The organism is Streptomyces sp. NPDC034037 (genome assembly GCF_055575715.1).
The window spans coordinates 16,424-35,011 of sequence record NZ_JBVISC010000008.1 but is presented as its reverse complement, the minus strand read 5'-3'; the positions used below and the strand labels follow the sequence as shown (position 1 = coordinate 35,011).

The 18,588-nt window shown below is 73.5% G+C and carries 13 protein-coding genes; 6 read left to right on the top strand and 7 right to left on the bottom strand.

The window, feature by feature from the left end:
• Window positions 1-76: 76 nt before the first annotated feature.
• Together ACZ516_RS26415 and ACZ516_RS26410 are read left to right on the top strand one after the other, a co-directional pair.
• The gene (locus tag ACZ516_RS26415) at window positions 77-2,287 is read left to right on the top strand and encodes a hypothetical protein (protein WP_361085745.1); all 2,211 of its coding nucleotides are present in this window, start codon (window positions 77-79) and stop codon (window positions 2,285-2,287) included.
• A 33-nt stretch (window positions 2,288-2,320) separates the two neighbouring features.
• Entirely contained in the window at window positions 2,321-3,916 is a 1,596-nt protein-coding gene (locus ACZ516_RS26410; protein ID WP_469011893.1) for an amino acid ABC transporter substrate-binding protein, read from the top strand.
• A gap of 42 nt (window positions 3,917-3,958) precedes the next feature.
• Here the strand turns inward: ACZ516_RS26410 and ACZ516_RS26405 are convergent, their stop codons facing one another.
• Window positions 3,959-6,679 (bottom strand): FG-GAP-like repeat-containing protein, encoded by a 2,721-nt coding sequence (locus tag ACZ516_RS26405; RefSeq protein ID WP_469011892.1) that lies wholly within the window; start codon window positions 6,677-6,679, stop codon window positions 3,959-3,961.
• A gap of 360 nt (window positions 6,680-7,039) precedes the next feature.
• On the opposite strand from ACZ516_RS26405, the gene ACZ516_RS26400 reads away from it, so the two are divergent.
• The 4 genes from ACZ516_RS26400 to ACZ516_RS26385 all read left to right on the top strand — a co-directional run bounded on the left by ACZ516_RS26400 (window position 7,040) and on the right by ACZ516_RS26385 (window position 10,782).
• Entirely contained in the window at window positions 7,040-7,984 is a 945-nt protein-coding gene (locus ACZ516_RS26400; protein ID WP_469011890.1) for a hypothetical protein, read from the top strand.
• 145 nt (window positions 7,985-8,129) lie between these two features.
• Window positions 8,130-8,756: an RNA polymerase sigma factor gene (locus ACZ516_RS26395; protein WP_361085757.1), complete on the top strand. Its 627-nt coding sequence runs from the start codon at window positions 8,130-8,132 to the stop codon at window positions 8,754-8,756.
• Complete coding sequence (locus ACZ516_RS26390) at window positions 8,753-9,562, top strand: hypothetical protein (RefSeq protein ID WP_469011889.1); 810 nt, start codon at window positions 8,753-8,755, stop codon at window positions 9,560-9,562. Before ACZ516_RS26395 ends, ACZ516_RS26390 begins: the two co-directional genes overlap by 4 nt.
• Window positions 9,563-9,771: 209 nt before the next feature.
• On the top strand, window positions 9,772-10,782 hold the full coding sequence (locus tag ACZ516_RS26385) for a LuxR C-terminal-related transcriptional regulator (RefSeq protein WP_469011888.1): 1,011 nt from the start codon (window positions 9,772-9,774) through the stop codon (window positions 10,780-10,782).
• A gap of 60 nt (window positions 10,783-10,842) precedes the next feature.
• On the opposite strand, the gene ACZ516_RS26380 is transcribed toward ACZ516_RS26385, so the two are convergent.
• From ACZ516_RS26380 to ACZ516_RS26355, 6 genes are read right to left on the bottom strand one after another with little or no spacing between them, the layout of a single operon-like run.
• Window positions 10,843-11,121 (bottom strand): acyl carrier protein, encoded by a 279-nt coding sequence (locus tag ACZ516_RS26380; protein WP_469011886.1) that lies wholly within the window; start codon window positions 11,119-11,121, stop codon window positions 10,843-10,845.
• A 36-nt stretch (window positions 11,122-11,157) separates the two neighbouring features.
• Complete coding sequence (locus ACZ516_RS26375) at window positions 11,158-12,888, bottom strand: acyl-CoA dehydrogenase (RefSeq protein ID WP_469011885.1); 1,731 nt, start codon at window positions 12,886-12,888, stop codon at window positions 11,158-11,160.
• On the bottom strand, window positions 12,885-14,609 hold the full coding sequence (locus tag ACZ516_RS26370) for an acyl-CoA dehydrogenase (protein ID WP_469011883.1): 1,725 nt from the start codon (window positions 14,607-14,609) through the stop codon (window positions 12,885-12,887). The genes ACZ516_RS26375 and ACZ516_RS26370 overlap by 4 nt, the downstream gene beginning before the upstream one ends.
• Complete coding sequence (locus ACZ516_RS26365; protein WP_469011881.1) at window positions 14,606-16,354, bottom strand: fatty acyl-AMP ligase; 1,749 nt, start codon at window positions 16,352-16,354, stop codon at window positions 14,606-14,608. The genes ACZ516_RS26370 and ACZ516_RS26365 overlap by 4 nt, the downstream gene beginning before the upstream one ends.
• Window positions 16,339-17,769 (bottom strand): condensation domain-containing protein, encoded by a 1,431-nt coding sequence (locus ACZ516_RS26360; RefSeq protein WP_469011879.1) that lies wholly within the window; start codon window positions 17,767-17,769, stop codon window positions 16,339-16,341. Before ACZ516_RS26360 ends, ACZ516_RS26365 begins: the two co-directional genes overlap by 16 nt.
• Window positions 17,762-18,490: a thioesterase II family protein gene (locus ACZ516_RS26355; protein ID WP_469011877.1), complete on the bottom strand. Its 729-nt coding sequence runs from the start codon at window positions 18,488-18,490 to the stop codon at window positions 17,762-17,764. Before ACZ516_RS26355 ends, ACZ516_RS26360 begins: the two co-directional genes overlap by 8 nt.
• Window positions 18,491-18,588: the final 98 nt, after the last annotated feature.

The following is an 18,588-nucleotide window of genomic DNA, read 5'->3' as shown; positions in this document are numbered from 1 at the left end:
CCGGAGTCCGGGTGCTCTTGGCTAACCTGACGAGCCGCCGAACGACGGCCTGATCTTCCCGGTCATGGAGAGGCCCGTGCCTGACGAACTCGGATTCGACGAGCTGCTGGCCGACGGCGGTCCGGTCGCCCGGCTGCTCGGGAAGAGTGCGACCGGGCGCAGAAAAGAAGCGCTTTTCGGCCCCGATCTGCCGGTGGTCCTGCTCGTCGGAGGCCCCGGCATGGGCAAGGGCCGGTTCCTGCGGTGCGTACGGCGGCACTTCGGGCCGCGCGTGCCCACCGCGTACGTCGACTGCGCCCGCACCGAATGCCGCGAACTGGCCGAACAGCGGCCCGGCAGCCGCTCCGAGGTGACCGAGGTGCTGCGCGCCATCGCCCTCCAGTACGGCGACTGGGACGGCGACGGCGGCGCGATTCCCGTGCCCCGGCTGTACGCCGGGCTCACCGCGGCCGCCGGCAGCGACGGCCTGGCCGGCGCCGCCACGCTGGTGGACGAGGTGCGCCGCTTCGACGAACTCCTGCCGCCGCGCTCCTTCTGGCGCGGCGTGCTCAGAGGGGCGGCGCAGAACTACCTGGGCCACCTCGCCGGGCTGGTCAGCGATCCGCTCGTCGGGCCCTTCGTCAACGCCCTGATCGAGGCGCTGTTCGCGCGGACCTCGGCCGAGGGGCGCGCGGCCCTCGCCGAGACCTACGGCGACTACCCCGGGGCCGGCGGCCAGCCCCGTGCCGGGCTGCGGGGGCTCGCCGCCGACTTCCAGCAGGGCGCCGAGGCACGCCGCGTTGCCGAAAGCTTTCTGCTGAGGGCCCTGCGGCAGGACGTCGACGCCGCCTACCGCTCGGTGCACGGCAGGCTCTCCCGCGTCGGGCGGCCCGCCCTGCTGCTCGACCACGCGGACAACCCGCTCGGCAGGAAGCTGGTGAAGCCGACCCTGGAGGACCGCGAACTCGGGCGCCACGACCGGCTGATGATCTTCGCCACCGCGCGCCGCGAGGACGGCGGCCGCTTCCTGCGGCACGCGGGCACCACCCCGGCCGCCCCGGCCGTGTGGGACCCGGCCCTCGGCGGGCTGCCCGCCTGGGACCGCCCGGTGGCGGGCGTGCCGGACCACGCGCCGCTGTGGCGCGGTGTGCTGCTCATCCGCATGCCCCGGCTCACCCGCGAGCAGCAGAAGGCCGAGACCGGCCGGCTGCGCACCCGCCAGGAGGGCGTGGCCAACACGGCCCGGCTGCGGATCGACAGCGGCGTCCACCGGCTGAGCGCGGGCCGCCCGCTGTTCGTCACCCGGCTCGGACAGGCCACCGCGTCGCTGACGTTCGACGACCCGGTCACGTACACCGACTGGGCGCTGCTGGACGCCCGGGTGCCCGCCGCCGAGGACGACGAGGGCCGCCCGGTCGCCGACCGGCCGGTGGCCGACGTACTCCTCGAAGAACTCGTCGTCCGGCAGTACCCCGAGGAACTGCCCCCCGAGCACCGGGGCCACTGGCTCGATCTGCTCAGCCACCTCTCGATCGCGCACGACGCGGAGTGCGCCCAGACCCTGATGCGGGCGGTGCAGGACGACCGCGACGAGCGACTGTCCGCCTACCGCATCGCCGAACTCCTGGAGGACAGCGGCTGGCCGCACTGCCCCCGCCACTTCATCGGCGACCTCGGGCTGCGCCGCCTGCTGATGCGCAGACTCCACCGGATGCGCGCCGCGGGCGCCGCCTGGCACACCGACCACGCGCTGTTGCAGGGGCACTACCGCGACCTCGGCGACCACCACCCCGACGACCTGTTCGTGACCGCCGCCGCGCACCGCATGCACCACCTCCTCGCCTCCGACGGCGCGCACCTCGTCACCCGCTACCTCACCGACACCTTCCTGGCGCGCCCCACCCGCGAGTGGTGCGAGGAACTGCTCGCCATCGCCGACGCGCCGCTCATCGGGGCGCCCGACGACCGGCTCGCCCACGCGCTCGGCGAGACGCAGGTGCGCGGTGACAGCCGGCGCCGCAAGGTGGACCGGCTGCTGCACGCGGCCTGGCTCAGCGAGGAGCGGACCCGGCCGCTCGACGAGACGGTGCCCGGCGCCCTGCGCGGCCCCCTGCGGGAGCTGAGCGAGGAACTGGCGCGGGTCGCCGACGAGGCGGTGCGCGACCAGGGCCCCGAGGGGCCCGACGCGGCCAGGGCGGCCGACGGCGCCGCCCTCCTCGTCCACATGGCCCGGGACTGGGGCGACCGCGCGGATGACCGGCAGCCGCTGAAGCGGTGCAGATGCACGGAACACATCGGGTTCGGCTGAGCCCGTGACCGGCGACACGGAGAGGCGGCGGCGTTGAGAGGGTTCGTGGACTGGCTGTACAACACGTTCTGGGCGACGCTGCGGCGCGTGCTGCTCACCGTGACCGGCGTCGTGGTCGTCCTCGCGCTCGTCGTCCTCTTCGCGCCGCGCCCCTGGGAGTCCACGCCGAAGGACTGCGCCGCCGGCGTGGTCGAGAGCGAAGGCGAGTGCATAGGCGTCAACGGCAGCGGCTACGACTTCGGCACCCCGCAGCTCGCCGGGGTCGCCCGCGCCATCGCCCGCGAGAACGAGAAGTTCGTCGGCGACAAACCGCACGTCACCGTCGCGCTGATGCTGCCCCTCCAGCCCGACCTGCCCGCCGAGCGCGAGCAACTGCTCAGCGAGGTCCAGGGCGCCTACCTCGCCCAGTACCGCGCGAACCGCGAGGAGAACACACCGCTGCTGCGCCTGGTCCTCGCCAACCCCGGCGACGCCTACCGGCAACAAGCCGCCGTCGTAGACCAGTTGGCGCTCATGTCTCGCGACAAGCGCCACAACCTCCGCGCCGTCACGGGCTTCAACCTCAGCCTGGACGCCACGCGGAAGGCCATCGCGCGCCTCACCAAGGACCTGCACATCCCCGTCCTCGCCTCCCGCGTCAGCGCCGACGAACTCGCCAACCCCGAGGGCGGCGACGCCACGCCCCCCTATCCCGGCCTCGCCCGCATCATCCCGACCAACCGCCAGCAGGCGGACGCGCTGGCCGGCTTCCACGGCGAGCTGGCGGACGAGCAGACCGTCCTGGTCAGGGACAAGCGGCCGCACGACATCTACAACGACTCGCTCGCCAAGGCCTTCAGCCGCGACGAGAAGGGGCCGCCCGGCCCCAAGGAGCAGCCCTTCGAGTCCCCCTCGATCACCGAGCCGGGGGACACGGGCAACGACTTCACGCTCATCGCCCAGAACATCTGCCAGTCCACCGCGCGCTACGTCTACTTCGCGGGCCGCCCCGTCCATCTGCGGCTCTTCGCCCTGAAGCTGGCCGACACGCAGTGCAGCGGGAAGAAGTACACGGTCATCAGCGGTTCGGGCGCGGCCACCCTCAACCGCTACATGCGACCCGACGACTGGGAGAGCCTGCGCGGCGGCGGGCAGGAGCCCCTCGTCACGGTGCAGTACGCGGCTCCGGGCCACCCCGACGCCTGGGACCGCGAGCTCGGCAAGAAGGGCGCCAAGGGGCGGCCGGCCCACCTCACCGAGCCGCAGCAGGAACTGAACGAGCTGAAAGCACTGATCAAGAAGGGCACCGCCGGGGACATCGGGGAGGTCCGCCTGAAGGACTCCCGCGCGATGCTGGTGTACGACGGCGTGCGCACCGTCGCCCAGGCCGTGCTGCTCGCCAACGCCCAGGCCGAGGGGCCGATACCGCCCCTCAAGCGGGTCTCCGCGATGTGGCAGCGCCTCGAGGCGGTCAACCGGGTCCGGGGCACCAGTGGCTGGATCTGTCTGACCAACGCGGGCAACGCCTACGACAAGCCGGTGGCCGTGGTCGAACTGGACCCGCGCATCAAGGACCTGCGGTTCGTCGGCATCGGCTGGCCGAAGAACAAGCGGCAGCCCGCGGGCTGCCGGGTGCCCAGCGACACCTGACGTGCCGCCCCCCGGCGTACGGGGGGCGGCACGGCAGGGCCGTTACGGCGTCAGCGTCTGGCCGAGGCGGGCGCCCGCCGGGGTCCCCAGCGTCGTACGCCCGTAGTAGACGCCGCTGGAGCCCGGCACGCCCGAAGGGCCGCTGTCCAGCTGGAGGATCGTGCCGTCGCCCGCGTCCTCGCCGTCGACGCCGATCGCCAGGTCCGCGCGGCCGGAGCCGGACAGGTCCGCGAGCGTCACCGAGGAGCCGAGGCGGTCGCCGCTCTCCGTGGAGCCGGGCACGTCGGGCTCGTCCTGCGAGAAGGCCTTCGCGCCCGCGCCGGTGAGGCCGGACGAGGAGCCGTTCAGGAGCAGGGACGTGCCCGCGTCCTTGCGGCTGGTGCCCTCGCGGGTGATGTCCTCGCCGGGGGCGCCGGTCAGGACGTCCGCGTAGCCGTCGGCGTCGTAGTCGCCCGCCGCGACCGACCAGCCCATCGCGTCACCCGCCTCGGCGGCGCCGATCACGCCGTCCGTCGCCTGGTGGACCGTCCGCAGGCCCGTCGTGGTGAAGCCCGTCGAGGTGCCGGGCACCACCGTCACCTGGCCGCCCGCGTGCGCGCCCGACTCGGCGGTGTAGGGCTGGCCGACGACGAGGTCGTCGTAGCCGTTGCCGTCGACGTCGCCCACGGCGACCGAGTGGCCGCCCGGCACGGACAGGACACCGACCCGGCTCAGCCCGGAGCGGCCGCCCCGGAACCAGGCGACCTTGGCCTTGCCCGCCTGGTCGCGGTAGGTGAGCGCGACGTCCGCGTAGCCGTCGCGGTTGAAGTCGCCGGACGCGGCGTCCGGCTCCGCTATCGCGGTGTCGCCCGAGGTGAGGCTGCCGCCCGACGCGCGCTCCGCGTCGATCCGCGCGGCCCAGGAGCCGCCCGTGCCCGTCGCCGCCGCGAAGACGTCCGCCTTGCCGTCGGCGTTGAAGTCGCCGGACGCCACCGCCGAGCCGAACCTGGCCTTGGTGTAGTCGAAGTCGTCCGACAGCTGCATGTCCGTGCCGGAGGTGAAGGACGGGCCGTACAGCATGGTGACCGCGCCGCGGTCGGTGTGGCCCGAACCGTCGTCCTCACCGGGCGCGCCGATGACGAGGTCCGCGTACCCGTCGGCGTTCAGGTCGCCCCACGCGGTGGCGGCCGCCCACTCGTCGCCGGCCTCGGAGACGCCGGGGACGCCGGTGCTCGTCTGCGTCAGGGAGATCTTCGACCCGGCCACCGGCCCGCCGAGGCCACCGGGCACGACGGTGAGGCGCCCCCGGTTGCCCGACGCCTTCGGGGTGCCCGCGACCAGGTCGGCGATGCCGTCGCGGTTGTAGTCCCCGGTCGGGACGGCGGAGTTCACGCCCGGGCTGCCCGCGTAGCGGCGGATCTCGCCCAGCTCGGCGTCGAGGGTCCCGCCGGGGGCCTCGGGCGCGACGGCGTCACGGGGGCCGGAGATCGCGGCGAGTGAGGCCTGCTCGCCCTTCTCCCACGGGCCCGTGTCGGCGGTGGCGGTCAGCGTGGCCTTGCCGGTCGGGCCCGCGCCGTACTGGCCGAGCTTCCAGGCCGCCACGCGGGCCACCGACTCGCGGGCGGCGCGGGTCGGCTTGCCCCCGGCCCCGGTCCGGCCCCCGCCCCGGAAGTCGCCGAGGACGGCGATGCCCACCGACTCGTCGTCGAAGCCGGTGGTGTGCGCGCCGCGCACGGGTACGTCGACACCGCCGCCGCGGCCCTCGAAGACGCGGCCGCACTTGTCCACGAGGAAGTTGGGGCCGAGGTCGCTCCTGCCCTCCGTCTTCACCTGGTAGGTCATCAGGGCGCGGACGAGGGCGGGGGACTGGGCGCAGCTGTAGTCGTTGGTGTCGATCGCTTGGTGCACGAAGGCCGCCTTGACCTCGTCCAGGTAGCGCGGCGGTTCCTGGACCAGCTTCTCGTCGGCGCCCCAGACGGCGCGGGCGATGACCGGGGGCCGGGTCACGGTGGACGCCGGCGGGGCCGGGCGGGCCGAGGTGACACGGGGGGCCTGGGCGCGGGGCTTCTCGCCGGCGGTGGGCTTTTGGGCGGTACCGGGTTGCTCGCCGTCGGCGGGCTTCTGGTCGTCGCCCGGCTTCACGCCGTCAGTGGACTTCTTACCGTCAGCGGGCTTCTGGTCGTCGCCGGGCTGCCCGCCGTCAGCGGGCGTCTCCGCGTCGCCCGACTTCTCCGCGTCGGCGGCGTCGGCGGCGAGGGCGGCGGGGGCCATCGCCGTACCGGCGGCGGCGGTGCCTGGGCGGGAGTTCGGGCGGGCGTTCGGGCCGCCGTCGAGCGAGGCGCTGCGCGCCTCCGCGCCCGGCACGCCGGGGTCCACGAGGGCGACGGCCAGCCCGTCGGGCAGCGCCGCGCCCGACGTGCCGCCGGCCGCCAGGACGCGGACCTCCACGCCGTCCGAGGGACCCACCCACAGCGGCGCGGAGGCGGCGCGCGTGCCCGCCTCCGCCACCTTCGAGGGGCCCGGCTCCAGACGCAGGGTCCGCCAGTCGCTCCACCGGCCGGTGGCCAGGGCGCGCGTGCGGACCCGCGCGGTGCCCGTCAGCTCCTCGGCGGCCCCGCGCCACGAGACGCCGAGCAGCGAGAACTGCTCGGTCGACGTGCGCGGCAGCCCCCGCCCGGCGCCGTCGTCGCCCTTGAGCTCCAGGTCGCGCACGCTCGCCGGCCGCGCGGCACGCGGATCGGCCCCGGCACGCTCCCCGCTCGGGTCGGCCATCGCATACGTCACCGCCCCCGCGCCTCCCAGCACGACGGCCCCGATCGTCAGCCACGCCCTGCGCCGGAGACTCAGCGGCCTGTACGCATGCGTGGTACGCGCCTTTTCACGCGGTTTGCGCGGGCTCAAGTGCCCCACCCCTTAGCGAGTTTCAGATAAGCAAGCGAGTTCGTAGGACTTGTGTGGCGGGCAAAGGGTTGTGCCGACGGAAGATTTTTTACGCGTGATCTATCCCGCACGCCGTGGGTGTGACACCGCAACCCGCGGCCGCGCAGGCGCGTGTGACAGTAAGAACGGCGTGCCGGCGCGACGGCGCGGGGCGCGAAGTGGTCTGGAGCGGGCGGGAGCTCGGTGACTCGGGTGGGGGAAAAGGTGGCACGTCGGGTGAACGGCCGGGCGGGAGCACGCGGCCGGTGGATACGGGCGTCCGCGCTCACCCTGGCGATGGGCGCGGCGGTCGGCACGTTGGCGTCCTGCGGCTCGGGCGGCCCGGTGACGTACTCCGGGGGCAGGCTCGAAGAGGTGGACCGCGCCGATGCCCCGGCCGAGGACGACACCCGGCCGGCGTCCCGCGACGAGGCGCGCGGCAGGGAACTGGCCCTGGAGGGCATGCGTCTGCTCAAGACGGCCGACACCGTACGCGTCGGCGTCGACATGGAGACCGCCAAGGGCCACCAGAAGGTCTCGCTGCACATGGACCGGCGGAACAACTGCACGGGCGCCTTCGACGCGGGCCCGACGCAGCGGGGCGACCTCATCGTGGTCGCGGGTGGCGCGACGTACATACGCTTCACCGACGCCGCGCTCGACGCCATCGTGGAGATGGGTGTCCGGCGCGGCCCGCGGACGGCGGAGCGGGTCCGTGAACGGACGGCGCTGGCCCGCGGCAAGTACCTGAAGATCCCGGCGGGTGCGGGTGCGGGTGCGGGTGCGGGTGCGGGTGCGGGCGGCTCGGCCGGGCCGATGGCCGGCTGCGACCTCGACAAGATCACCGAGAAGATCGGCACCCCCGACCTGGACGGGGTCATCACCGCGGGACCCGTGATCCGGCGCTACGGCGAGGCGGTCACCCCGCTCGTCGAGACGAAGGACGGCCAACGGACGAAGGTGTACGTGGCCGCGTCCGGCAAGCCGTACATCCTCGGCGTCGAGGCCGCCCAGAGCGGCGGCGTGTTCTCCGGCGGGGCCCGGACCATGAGCATGCGGATGTCCGATTACGACGAGCCGGTGGCCGCCGTCGCCCCGGCCCCGGCGCAGACGCTCGACATTTCGCGGATCCGCCCCGGCGGCTCGGGCGGCGGGCTCTTCGAGGTCTGAGCGCACCGGAGCCCCGGCCCCCCGTGCGCCCCCGGGGCCGGTGGCCGTACGCTCTCGGTCTGTGACACAACCGCGCCCGGCGACGCTGGTGTGCGTGGGGGCATGGGCACGGTGGGCGTGCCGCGTTCGGCCGGATGGGAGAACGTTGGGCCAGGGTGGGGAGACCCGTCGCGCGCGGGCGCGCGACGAGGAGCTCGGCAGGGCCGTCGAGGCGGCCCAGGGAGGCGACGAGGCCGCCTTCGCGGTGGCGTACCGGATGGTCCAGCCGGGTCTCGTCGGTTATCTGCGCGGCCTGGTGGGCACCGACGGCGAGGCCGCCGAGGACGTCGCCGCCGAGGCCTGGCTGGAGATCGCCAGGGACCTCGGACGGTTCCGGGGGGACGGGGCGGGCTTCCGGGGCTGGACCGCGACCATCGCGCGGCACCGGGCCCTGGACCACCTGCGCCGCCAGAAGGTGCGGCCGCGCGCCGGCGGCCAGGAGCAGGACCTGCTCGACCTGCCCGGACCGCACAACACCTCGGCGGCGGCCCTGGAGGCCGTCTCGACCGAGCGGGTGCTCGCCCTGGTCGCGACGCTGCCGCGCGAGCAGGCGGAGGCGGTGCTGCTGCGGGTGGTCGTCGGCCTCGACGGCCCGGCCGCCGCGCGCGTCCTCGGCAAGCGCCCCGGGGCGGTACGGACGGCCGCGCACCGGGGCTTGCGGAAGCTGGCCGAGCGGCTCGGGCTCGACGGCACGGCGGATGACGGTCCCGGCACGCTGGGGGAGTCGACATGAACGCGGACAGGCCCCGGGGGTCCGGGGGCGGGCCCGGCCACCCCGCCGACCCCGAAACCCTCCTCGCGCGGCTCGCCGAGGCCGTGCGGGCCGACGCCGGCACGGAGGTGGACGCGGCCGCGCAGCGCGAGGCGGTCGCGGCGTTCCGCGCGGCACGGGACGCGGGCGCGCACCGGGCGCGGACCCGGCGCCGCGACGACTGGCGCCCGCGCGAGCGGCGCCGCGGGCGGCTCTCCCTGCGGGCGGCCGGGGGCATGGTGCTCGCCGGTGGCCTCCTGGGCGGAGTGGCGCTGGCGGCCGCGGGCACGATGTCCGCCGACCCGCCCCCGAGCAACCACCCGCGCCCCGCGTCGACATCACCGTCGACCCCGGGAACGCAGTCCGCCCCGGAGGGCGCACCCGGACACACCGCGCCGACGTCCCCGCCGGAACGGAAGAACCCCCGAAAACCGACATCGTCACCGACCGCACCCCCGACCGCGCCCCCGAACCAGGGCCCGCCCCCCGGACCGCCGGAGCCGAAGCCCAAGAACGAGAAGGGCGGCGGGGACAAGGGCGAGAGCCAGAGCCGAGGGCGGGACCAAGGCCAGGGGAAGGGCCAAGGCAACGGCCGGGGCGAGGGCAACGGCCATGGGCGAGGCCAGGGCAAGTCCAAGACCAAGGCCAAGGGCAAGTCCGAGGCGGCCGAGCACGGGAACCCGCACGGAAAGCCGGACACTGGCCACCGTGGTGAGGACAAGGGCCGGGGCCAGAGCAAAGGAAAGAGCCAGGGCGAGGGGCACGGTCAGAACGCCGCCGAGCGGTAGCCGACCAGGAGCCATAGAGGGCGTTTGGCTGGAACGGCGTCATGTTTGACCAGATCCGACTGAACCAATGCACAGTTCGGAGAGAGCCTCCGCACCGCCCAGCCAAGGCTTTGCCGAATGCTGCCAAACACGCTTCCGATTGCGATCAGTCAGGGGTGAGAATCGGCTGTCCGGTTGATGTGGATGGAGTGTGCGATGAGGGGGAACGGGTGGGCCTCGATTTTGATGCCCTGGGACTCGCGGCCGACACGGTCGACGTCTACCGGGAGATGCTCAAGGACTCCACGGCCAGGGTCGGCGAGCTGGCGAGGCGGCTGAGGCGTACCGAGGAGCAAATACGGTCCGCCATCGACGAGTTGCACGGGCTGGGGCTGGTACGACAGTCGTGGCAGGAGCCGGGCGCTTTGCGCGCGGTCGAGCCGGAGTTCGGTCTGGTGGCGCTGCTCACCCAACGCGAGGAGGAGCTGCGCCGGCGCCACGACGAGCTGGAGATCGGACGGCTGGCCATACAGAACCTCGTCTCCGAGTACACCCAGTACCACCGCTCCTTGCAGGAGCCGCCTGTCGAGGTGCTGACCGACCTCGACACGATCCGCCTCAGGATCCAGACGCTGGCGGCGAACTCCTCCACGGAGATACTGAGCCTGGTCCCCGGCGGTGCCCTGTCCCCGGCCGCTCAGCTGGCCAGCGGCCCGCTCGACCAGGGCCTGCTCGACCGGGGTGTGCAGATGCGGACTGTCTTCCTGGAGAGCATCGCCAACGACGCCTCCACGCTGGAGTACGCCCGCTGGCTGACCGACCTCGGTGCGGAGATCAGGGTGGCGCCGACCCAGCCGGTCCGGCTGACGATCTACGATCGCCGGATCGCCATGGTGCCGGTGGACCCGGAGGCGTCCGACGCGGGCGCACTGCTGCTGCGCAGCCCGGGCGTGGTGGGCGCCATGTGCTCGCTGTTCGAGCGGGTCTGGGGCGACGCGGCGCCGCTGGGTCGCCGCCCCAAGCCGAACGAGCACGGTCTGACCAGCCAGGAGCAGGCCGTCCTCGCCCTGCTGGCCAAGGGGTTGGCCGACGAGGCGGTGGCCCGACGGCTCGGCGTGTCGGTCAGGACCGGGCGGCGGATCACCGCGAGCCTGATGGGGCGGCTGGCGGCGGCCAGCCGTTTCCAGGCCGGCGCGATGGCCGCCGCGCACGGCTGGATCGCCCCGGACATGCTCGTGTGACGCCCCGGCCGTGACACGAGCCCCTCGTCGCGTCACCACCGGCGCGGGGGCGGGCTCGTGTCACCCCGCTCCGTCGCTCTGCTGTGCGGTGATCTCCTGGTGCAGCACCTCGGCTATGGCGTCCGCGGTCGGATGGTCCCAGGCCAGGGTCGGCGACACCGGGATGCCGAACTCGTCCTCGATGTCACCGCAGAGGGTGAGCGCGTACAGCGAGTCCAGCCCGTACTCGGCCAGCTTGGCGCTGCCCTCGATCTCCGCGGCCGGACGCTCCAGGTAGAAGGCCACCCGGTCGATCAGCCAGGTGCGCAGCTCGTCGGTGGAGACAGTGGACGTGGTCATGGTGTCGGTCCCTTCGGTAGGATCGGTACGGCCGGTTCAGGCGAGCGGCCGAGCACTGAGGTCGAAGGAGCGGTTCTCCCGCTGCCTGCGCATCAGTTCGCGGAAGACGACCCGTTCGGGCCCGTCGCCGCCGGGCGGTACGGGGCGCCCGAGCCGGGCGGTGAGCCGGCGCAGCGCCAGGGTGAGCCAGGCACTGTCACGGGCGAACGGCCCGGCACCGTCCCGCTGGTTCAGCCAGACGCCCAGGCAGGCGGCGGCGGCGAGCAGAACGCTGTACCGCTCGGCGAGCTCGAAGCCGACCGGCCCGGCGAGCGGGGTGCGGTTGCGTGGGGCCAGCTGTCCGCACTCCGTCGTGATGTGCCGCAGCTCGTCCAGCAGCCCGGCACACAGCGCGCCCAACTCGGGGTCCTCGCCCAGCAGGTCGTACGCGGCCGGAAGCTGCGCGAGCACGCCGTCCTCGGCGCCGGCAGTGATCCGCAGCGCGCGGAAGTCCAGCGCGGGGAGAGGGTCCTGAAGACGGAACAGGGTGGCGGGCGCGGGGGCGTCGCTCAGCCAGGAGCGCCGGGCCAGCCGCGGCAACTGGGGGACGAGGGTCGCCTGGCACACGGTGGCACCCGAGTGCGCGAGGGAGGCCACCGGCAGGTCGCGCAGATGCTTCTGGAAGATGCCGTACGGGCCTTCCCGCAGGAAGGACCGGGCGCCCAGGACGACCGCGAGCGCATCCGCCCCCTCTTCGAGCAGCAGGGGTACCAGGTACTTGGCGGCGGGGGCCAGCACCGCGGTCTGCCCTGGCAGCAGGTGCAGGGCCCGGCACACCACGGTGCTGAGGCAGTCGGCGATCAGCAGGTCCGCGAAGGCGCCCGCCAATACGCCCCGCGCGTGTGGCAGGTCGGCGACCCGACGCCCGTAGAGCCGACGTTCCAGGGTGAACCGGGTGGTGGCGCGCAGTTGGGTGTCGAAGCAACCGACCGTGGCACCGGTCAGCACCGCCTTCGTGACCTGGAAGGCGCGGAGCACGGTCTCCAGCGCGCCGCCCTCCTCCCCGACCACGGCCGAGTCGGGCACCGGGCAGTCGAGAAATTCCACCCCGGCCAGGTGAGCGGCCCGCAGCCCGGAGGTGCCGAAGCGGGGCAGGAAGCGCAGCCGGTCCCGGTCGACGCGGCGCATGTCGAGCAGTAACAGGGAGTGGTCGCGGCTGCCGGACCCGGAGCCGGTGCGGGCGAGCACGGTGACGGCGTCGGCCCGGTGGACGTTGCTGATGACCTCCTTGCGTCCGCCGAGCAGGAACCGCCGGCCCTCGCGCACGGCCCGGACCGCGGACCTGGGCAGGTCGTGACCGGAGGCCAGTTCGGTGTAGGCGCCCGCACTCTGGCCGCCGCCCAGCAGCACGTCGGCCAGCCACTGCCGCTGCTCCGCCGGGCCGGCCGTCCAGACGGTCGCGGAGGCGATCAGGTTGATGGCGCCGTGGCCGAGTCCCAGCGCCGCGTCGCGCCGGAACACCGTCCGCAGCGTCCGGGCCAGTTCGTCCACGCGGTGGAGCCGGCCGCCGTGTTCGGGGGGCACGAACTCGGCGCCCAGCCCATGGGCGTCCAGCAGACTCCGTCCGGCCGGCAGCAGTTCGCCCCGCTCGTCCGCGCGCAGGAAGGCCGCGAAACCGACCGGGTTGTCCGGGTCGTCCGGGTCGCCGAACCGGAGCTCCAGAGGGTGTGCGGTGTCCTTGCCACCGTCGGGCAGGCGGTTCGGGGCGGATGTCGGCGTGGTGGTCATGTGCGGTCGTCCTCGGGCGGCGGGGGCAGCAGGGAGAGGGGCCGTCCCGCCGCGTACTGGGTGAGCAGCGGCCCGGCCAGTCGGTCGAAGACCTCGCCGTCGGGCCGTGCCGTCGGGTCGATCAGGGGCAGAAGACGGGCCAGGGCGGCCTCCAGCCACAGGCCGGACTCCCACAGCTCCGCGGCCTCGGTGCCCCGCATGCTTTTGTGGTTGTGCAGCCACAGCTGGACGGCGGCCGCCGCGGCGAAGCAGGCGGCATAGCGTTCGGCGAGCGCGAAAGCCGACGCGGGTACGTCGAGTGCCGTCGGCCGGTGCTCCGCCGTCTCCTCGACGACCTGTTCCACGGCTGTCCGCAGCCGGTCGCTCAGAGCGCCGAGCGGGACCTGGGCGAGGGCGTCCGGGAGCGACTGGACCAGGCTGGAGCCCCGCATCGAGACCAGTTCAAGCCGTTCGGACGCGAAGGCGGGCAGCGGCTGCTCCAGGCCGGCGGCGCCGTACACCCCGTCCAGGTCGGTCCGGCCGCGCCGGTGGGCGCGCGCCAGCGAGGGGAACTGGTTCACCAGAGCGTGCAGGTTGACCACGGTGGAGCCGTCGAAGATCCCGACGATCCGGTGGTCGCGCCGCACCTTCTGGAAGCGCCCGTGACGGTAGGTCGCTCCGGTCAGCAGCGAGCGCGAGCCCAGCACCCGGGCCAGCCGGGTCAGCATCCGCTCCACCACGGTGGGCACCAGGTACTTGGTGACCGCGGAACCGATCGACAGCTCGCCCGGCAGGGTGTGGATGGACCGTGCGGCGACCAGAGCGACGGCCTCGGCCAGCAGCAGGTCCGCACAGGACTCCGACAGCAGCCTTCGGGTCTGCGGCAGTTCGACCAGCGGCCGGCCGAAGTTGTGGCGTTCGTGGGCGTACCGCACCGCCAGGTCCAGGGCCTGGTCGGCTGCGCCGAGGGAGAGGGAGGCGCACAGGGTCCGGGTGAGCTGGAGGCTCTTCAGGACGATCTCCAGGCCACCCCCCTCCGGCCCGACCAGAGCCGAGGAGGGCACGGTGGCGTCGGTGAAGGCGATGCCGCTGATGTCGGCGCCCCGGATGCCGTGCAGGAGGGGAGCGGGCAGGGGGCGATGACTTCCCGGGGCCAGAGCGTGGCGGTCGACCAGCAGCACGCTGAAGCCGCGCGGCCCGCCCGCCGGGTCGGTCCGGGCAAGGACGCAGAGCCGGCGGCCGCGGGTGGCGTTGTTGATGAGCCACTTCTCACCATTGAGGAGGTAACCGCCGTTCCCCTCGGTCGGGTCGGGCAGCGCCCGGACCTCGCCGGCCAACAGGTCGCTGCCGTGGTCGCGCTCGGTGAGCGCCCAGGAGACCACGGCGCCGTCGGCGATCGCGGCGCCGAGCCGACGGGCCTGTTCCGGGCTGCCACCGACCCACACCGAGACCGCACCGAGGAAGGTCTTGCCGTGTCCGACCGCCACCGTCAGGTCGCGCCGGGCGATGGTCCGCGTCAGCTGCAACGCCTCGTCATAGCCGCGCAGTTCACCGCCGTACTCGGCCGGCACGTAGTGCCGGGGCAGACCGAGGAAGTCCAGTTCGCGGCAGATCTCCAGCGGGAACTCCTCCCGCTCGTCCAGCGCGGCACAGCGGGCGTACGAGAACAGCCGGCCGTCGTCCTCCGGGTCGCCGAGCCGCCGGTCGAGCCGGGCGGCAGCGAGCTGAGGGGCGTATCTCATGCCGCCGGCTCCGTCCGGTGCCGGCGCATCAGCCGCGGGTCCAGGTCCTCGTACAGGGTCTTCAGCCCGTCGGAGGTGAACAGATCGCGCATCACCGCGCGGCGGACCTTGCCGCTGGTGGTGCGGCGGACCTGGCCGGGACGCAGGAAAACCAGGTTGGTGACCCGCAGACCGAATCGTTCGGCGATTTCGGCACGGATCCGGCGGGACAGCTCGGGCAGCTCCGCCTGCTCGATGTGGCGCAACCGGACCTCCTGGAGCACCACGATCTCCTCCTGCTCCGCCACCGGCACCGAACAGACCGTGCCCTGGAGCCCCTGGAAGCCCGGGTGGAGTCCGGCGACCAGGCGCTCGATGTCGTGCGGGTAGAGGTTGCGGCCATGCACGATCAGCATGTCCTTGAGCCTGCCGGTGACGTAGAGCTCCCCGTCGTGTACCGCGCCCAGGTCCCCGGTGCGCAGGTAGCCGGTACGGTCGTCCGCGGTACGGGCGTCGAACAGGCGCCGGTTCTCCTCCGGGCGCTGCCAGTAGCCGGCGGCGACGCTCTCGCCGCGGATCCAGATCTCACCGATCCGGCCCGCCGGCACCACCTCACGGGTGTCCGGGTCGACGATCAGGATCTCCAGCTCGGACTCGGCCGGGCCGCTGCTGACCAGCGGCCGGCCGGCCTCGTCCGGCCGCAGCAGGTTGACCTCGAGCGCGGTGGCGTCGAACCGGGTCATCACCGCGCCGCGCTGGTGCGGGGTACCGGTGATCAGCAGCGTGCTCTCGGCCATCCCGTAACAGGGCTTGAGGACGTCCGGGCGGAGCCCGGCGGCCCGGAAGCGCTCGGTGAAGGAGCTCAGGGTGGCGGCGCTGACCGGTTCCGCGCCGTTGAGCGCGACCCGCAGCCCGGACAGGTCGAGTTCGGCCAGCTGCTCGTCGGTGACGGTGCGGGTGACCAGGTCGTAGGCGAAATTCGGCGCGGTGGTGAAGTCCAGGCGGTGCTGCTGGATCAGTTGCAGCCACAGCCGGGGGCGGCGCAGGAAGTCGGTCGGCGACAACAGCATCAGCATGGCGCCGGTGAACAGTGGCGTCAGGGTGGTACCGATCAGTCCCATGTCGTGGTAATGCGGAAGCCAACTGCACACCCGGGTGTCCGGGAAGACGCCGAGCGTGCGCTGGATCATGCGGAGGTTGTGTGCCAGCGAGCCGTGGGTGACCGTCACGCCCTTGGGGTCGCTGGTCGAGCCCGAGGTGTACTGGAGGATGGCCGGTGTGTCGGCGGCCAGGGCGGGTGGGACCCAGTCCACTTCCAGTCCGTCGACATCGAGCCCGTCGGTCGCCACCACCGGCAGCTCTGACAGGCCCTCCGCCCGCAGGAACTCGGTGATCTCCCCGGCCTCCCGGGCCGTGGTGAGCACGAGCGAGGCGCCCGCGTCCCGCACGACGCTCCCGGTCCGGGTGTCGCGTCTGCTGTTGCTGTCCGGTACGGGGGCCGGTACCGCCACCAGGCTCGCGTACTGGCAGCCGATCAGCGCCGTGACGAAGGCCGGCCCGGAGGGGTAGAGCAGCAGCACGCGCTCACCCTCGGCGCACCGGCCGCGCAGGTACTGGGCGAGGGCGCGGGCCCGCCGGTCGAGTTCACCGTAGGTCAGGTGCTCGGTGGTCAGCCCGTCGACCGTGGTCCGGGCGAAGACCACCGCGTCCTTGTCGGGCGACTCGGCGGCGTGGCGTACGAGCAGGTCCACTATGGTTTCGGACACGCGGGTGTCCTCCTCTCGGCGACGGTCCGGGTAATGGTCCCGGTGGCGGGCTCGGGGCGGGGGCGAGGCGCCGGGCCCCAGATCCGGGCCCGGGCGACGGTGCCGTCCGGCCGTGCGGCTGCCAGCACCACGGCTCGGTCGAAGTGCGCGGCGAACTGCTCGACGGTCTCCCGGTCGAACAGACCGCTGTCGTAGCGGAAATCCACCGCGATGACGTCTTCGGTCTCCAGCACGTCCACCCCGAGGTCCACCTGCCCCTCTTGCTGCGGCAGCGGGAAGGCGGACAGCTCCAGGCCCGCGTACGAGATGACCCGCTCGGGCCGTGTGGTGTCGAGGAGGGGCCTCAGCTCGGCCGGGGCGTGCGCGGTCGACAGCATGTTGAAGGTGGTCCGGTAGACGGTGGACTGCCCGCCCTCCCGGTTGTCCGCGAGCACCCGGGCCAGCTCGGCGAACGGGTAGCGCAGCCCCGCCATGCCCTGCCTGAGCTGCCGGTCGGCCTCCGCCGCCGCGTCCCGGAAGGTGGTGGACGGGGTGAAGCGGGCGCGGAAGACGACGGTGTTGATGTAGTCGCCGACCGCTTGGCGGGAGCGCGGGCTCAGGCGCGTGGTGACCGGGCAGCCGACCAGGAAGTCGGCCTGCCGGGTGTAGCGGTGCAGGACACCCTGGAACACCGAGAGCAGGAAGGCGAAGGGGGAGACCTCCAGTCGCCGGGCGGTCTGCCTGATCCGGTCGGCGTCGGCGGCCGGGACCGTGATCCGGCAGGTGCCGCCGGTGAACGACTGGCGGGCCGGGCGCGGCCGGTCGGTGGGCAGCCGGACCGCCGCCGATCCCCGGCACACATCGGCCCAGCGGCTCTCCAGCGTCGAACCGAGCGGTGAGGAGAGCAGTTCGCGCTCCTTCGCCACATACTCGTCGTGGCTGTCCGGGGGCGGCTCCGGCAGGGTCTGCCGCTCGCCCGTCGACTGTCCGTACAGGGCGAGGAGCTCGGCCAGCAGGATGGCGTCCGACGTGGCGTCCGTCGCGATGTGGTGACCGGCGACCAGCAGGACCGCGTCCTTCGGCGTACGACTGTGCAGGGCAATCCGGAACGCACCGGTGCGGCCCAGGTCGAACGGCCGGTGCAGGGTTCGCCGGACGGCGACGGCGAAATCGCCCTCGATCCGGTGGTTTTCCAGCTCGACCAGCCCGGCCGGGTGCACCAGCCGCACCGGATGACCGTCCCGTTCGACGAAGACCGAGCGCAGCATCTCGTGCCGAGGCGCCAGGGCGCGTACGGCGGCCGCCAGGGCCGCCGGGTCGACGGCGGACCGGACGCGCACGGCTATGCCGGTGTGGTAAGCGCCGGCCCGCGGTGCCAACTGGTGCAGGAACCACTGGGCGTTCTGGTTGCGGGAGAGTGCCCGGCCGTCAGACACGGCCGCCGCCGCGGTGGCCGTCGTGAGCGGCGTGCGGTTCCTGGCGCAGCCGGCCGAGCACCTGGTGGACCAGGTCGGCCTCGAGCGGTTCCAGGTAGAAGTGGCCACCCGAAAAGGACCGGAACGAGAAGCTGTCCGTGGTCATGTCCGCCCAGGCGCGGACGTCGTCCGCCGAGCAGTCGGGGTCCCGGTCCCCGACGTAACCCGTCACCGGGCACGACAGCGAGACCGGGGCGGCGGGGCGGTAGGTCTCGATCAGCTCGTAGTCGGCCTTCAGCGTGGCCGCGGCGATCTCCCGCAGCTCGGGTTCGTCGAGCAGTGCGGCCTGGGCGCTGCCGAGGCGGGTGACCTGGGCGAGCAGCGCGTCGGTGTCGGTGTGGTCGAACCCGGGGGACCGGCCCAGCCGCGGTGCCGGGTGTCCGGAGACGAACAGACGCACAGGCCGGATGCCGTGGCGCTCCAGCCGGTGGGCCACCTCGTAGGCCACGGCGGCGCCCATGCTGTGGCCGAAAAGGGCCAGCGGTGTGTCCCCGAACGGCCGCAGGGCCTGCGCCAGCTCGTCGGCCAGCGGCTCCATCCGCGTCAGATACGGCTCCGTGAAGCGGTTGTGGCGCCCGGGGTAGCAGGCGGTCAGCAGTTCCATGCCGGCCGGGAGCCGCGGGGCCCAGCCCCGGAAGGAGCCGGGCGTGCCACCCGCGTGCGGAAAACACACCAGACGCATTTCGGGACTGTGATTCACGGCGGACCTGACAAACGAATCCGCGGATGCGACGGTCATGAATTCCTTCCCCGCCATCGACCATTCACCGAAACATTTCC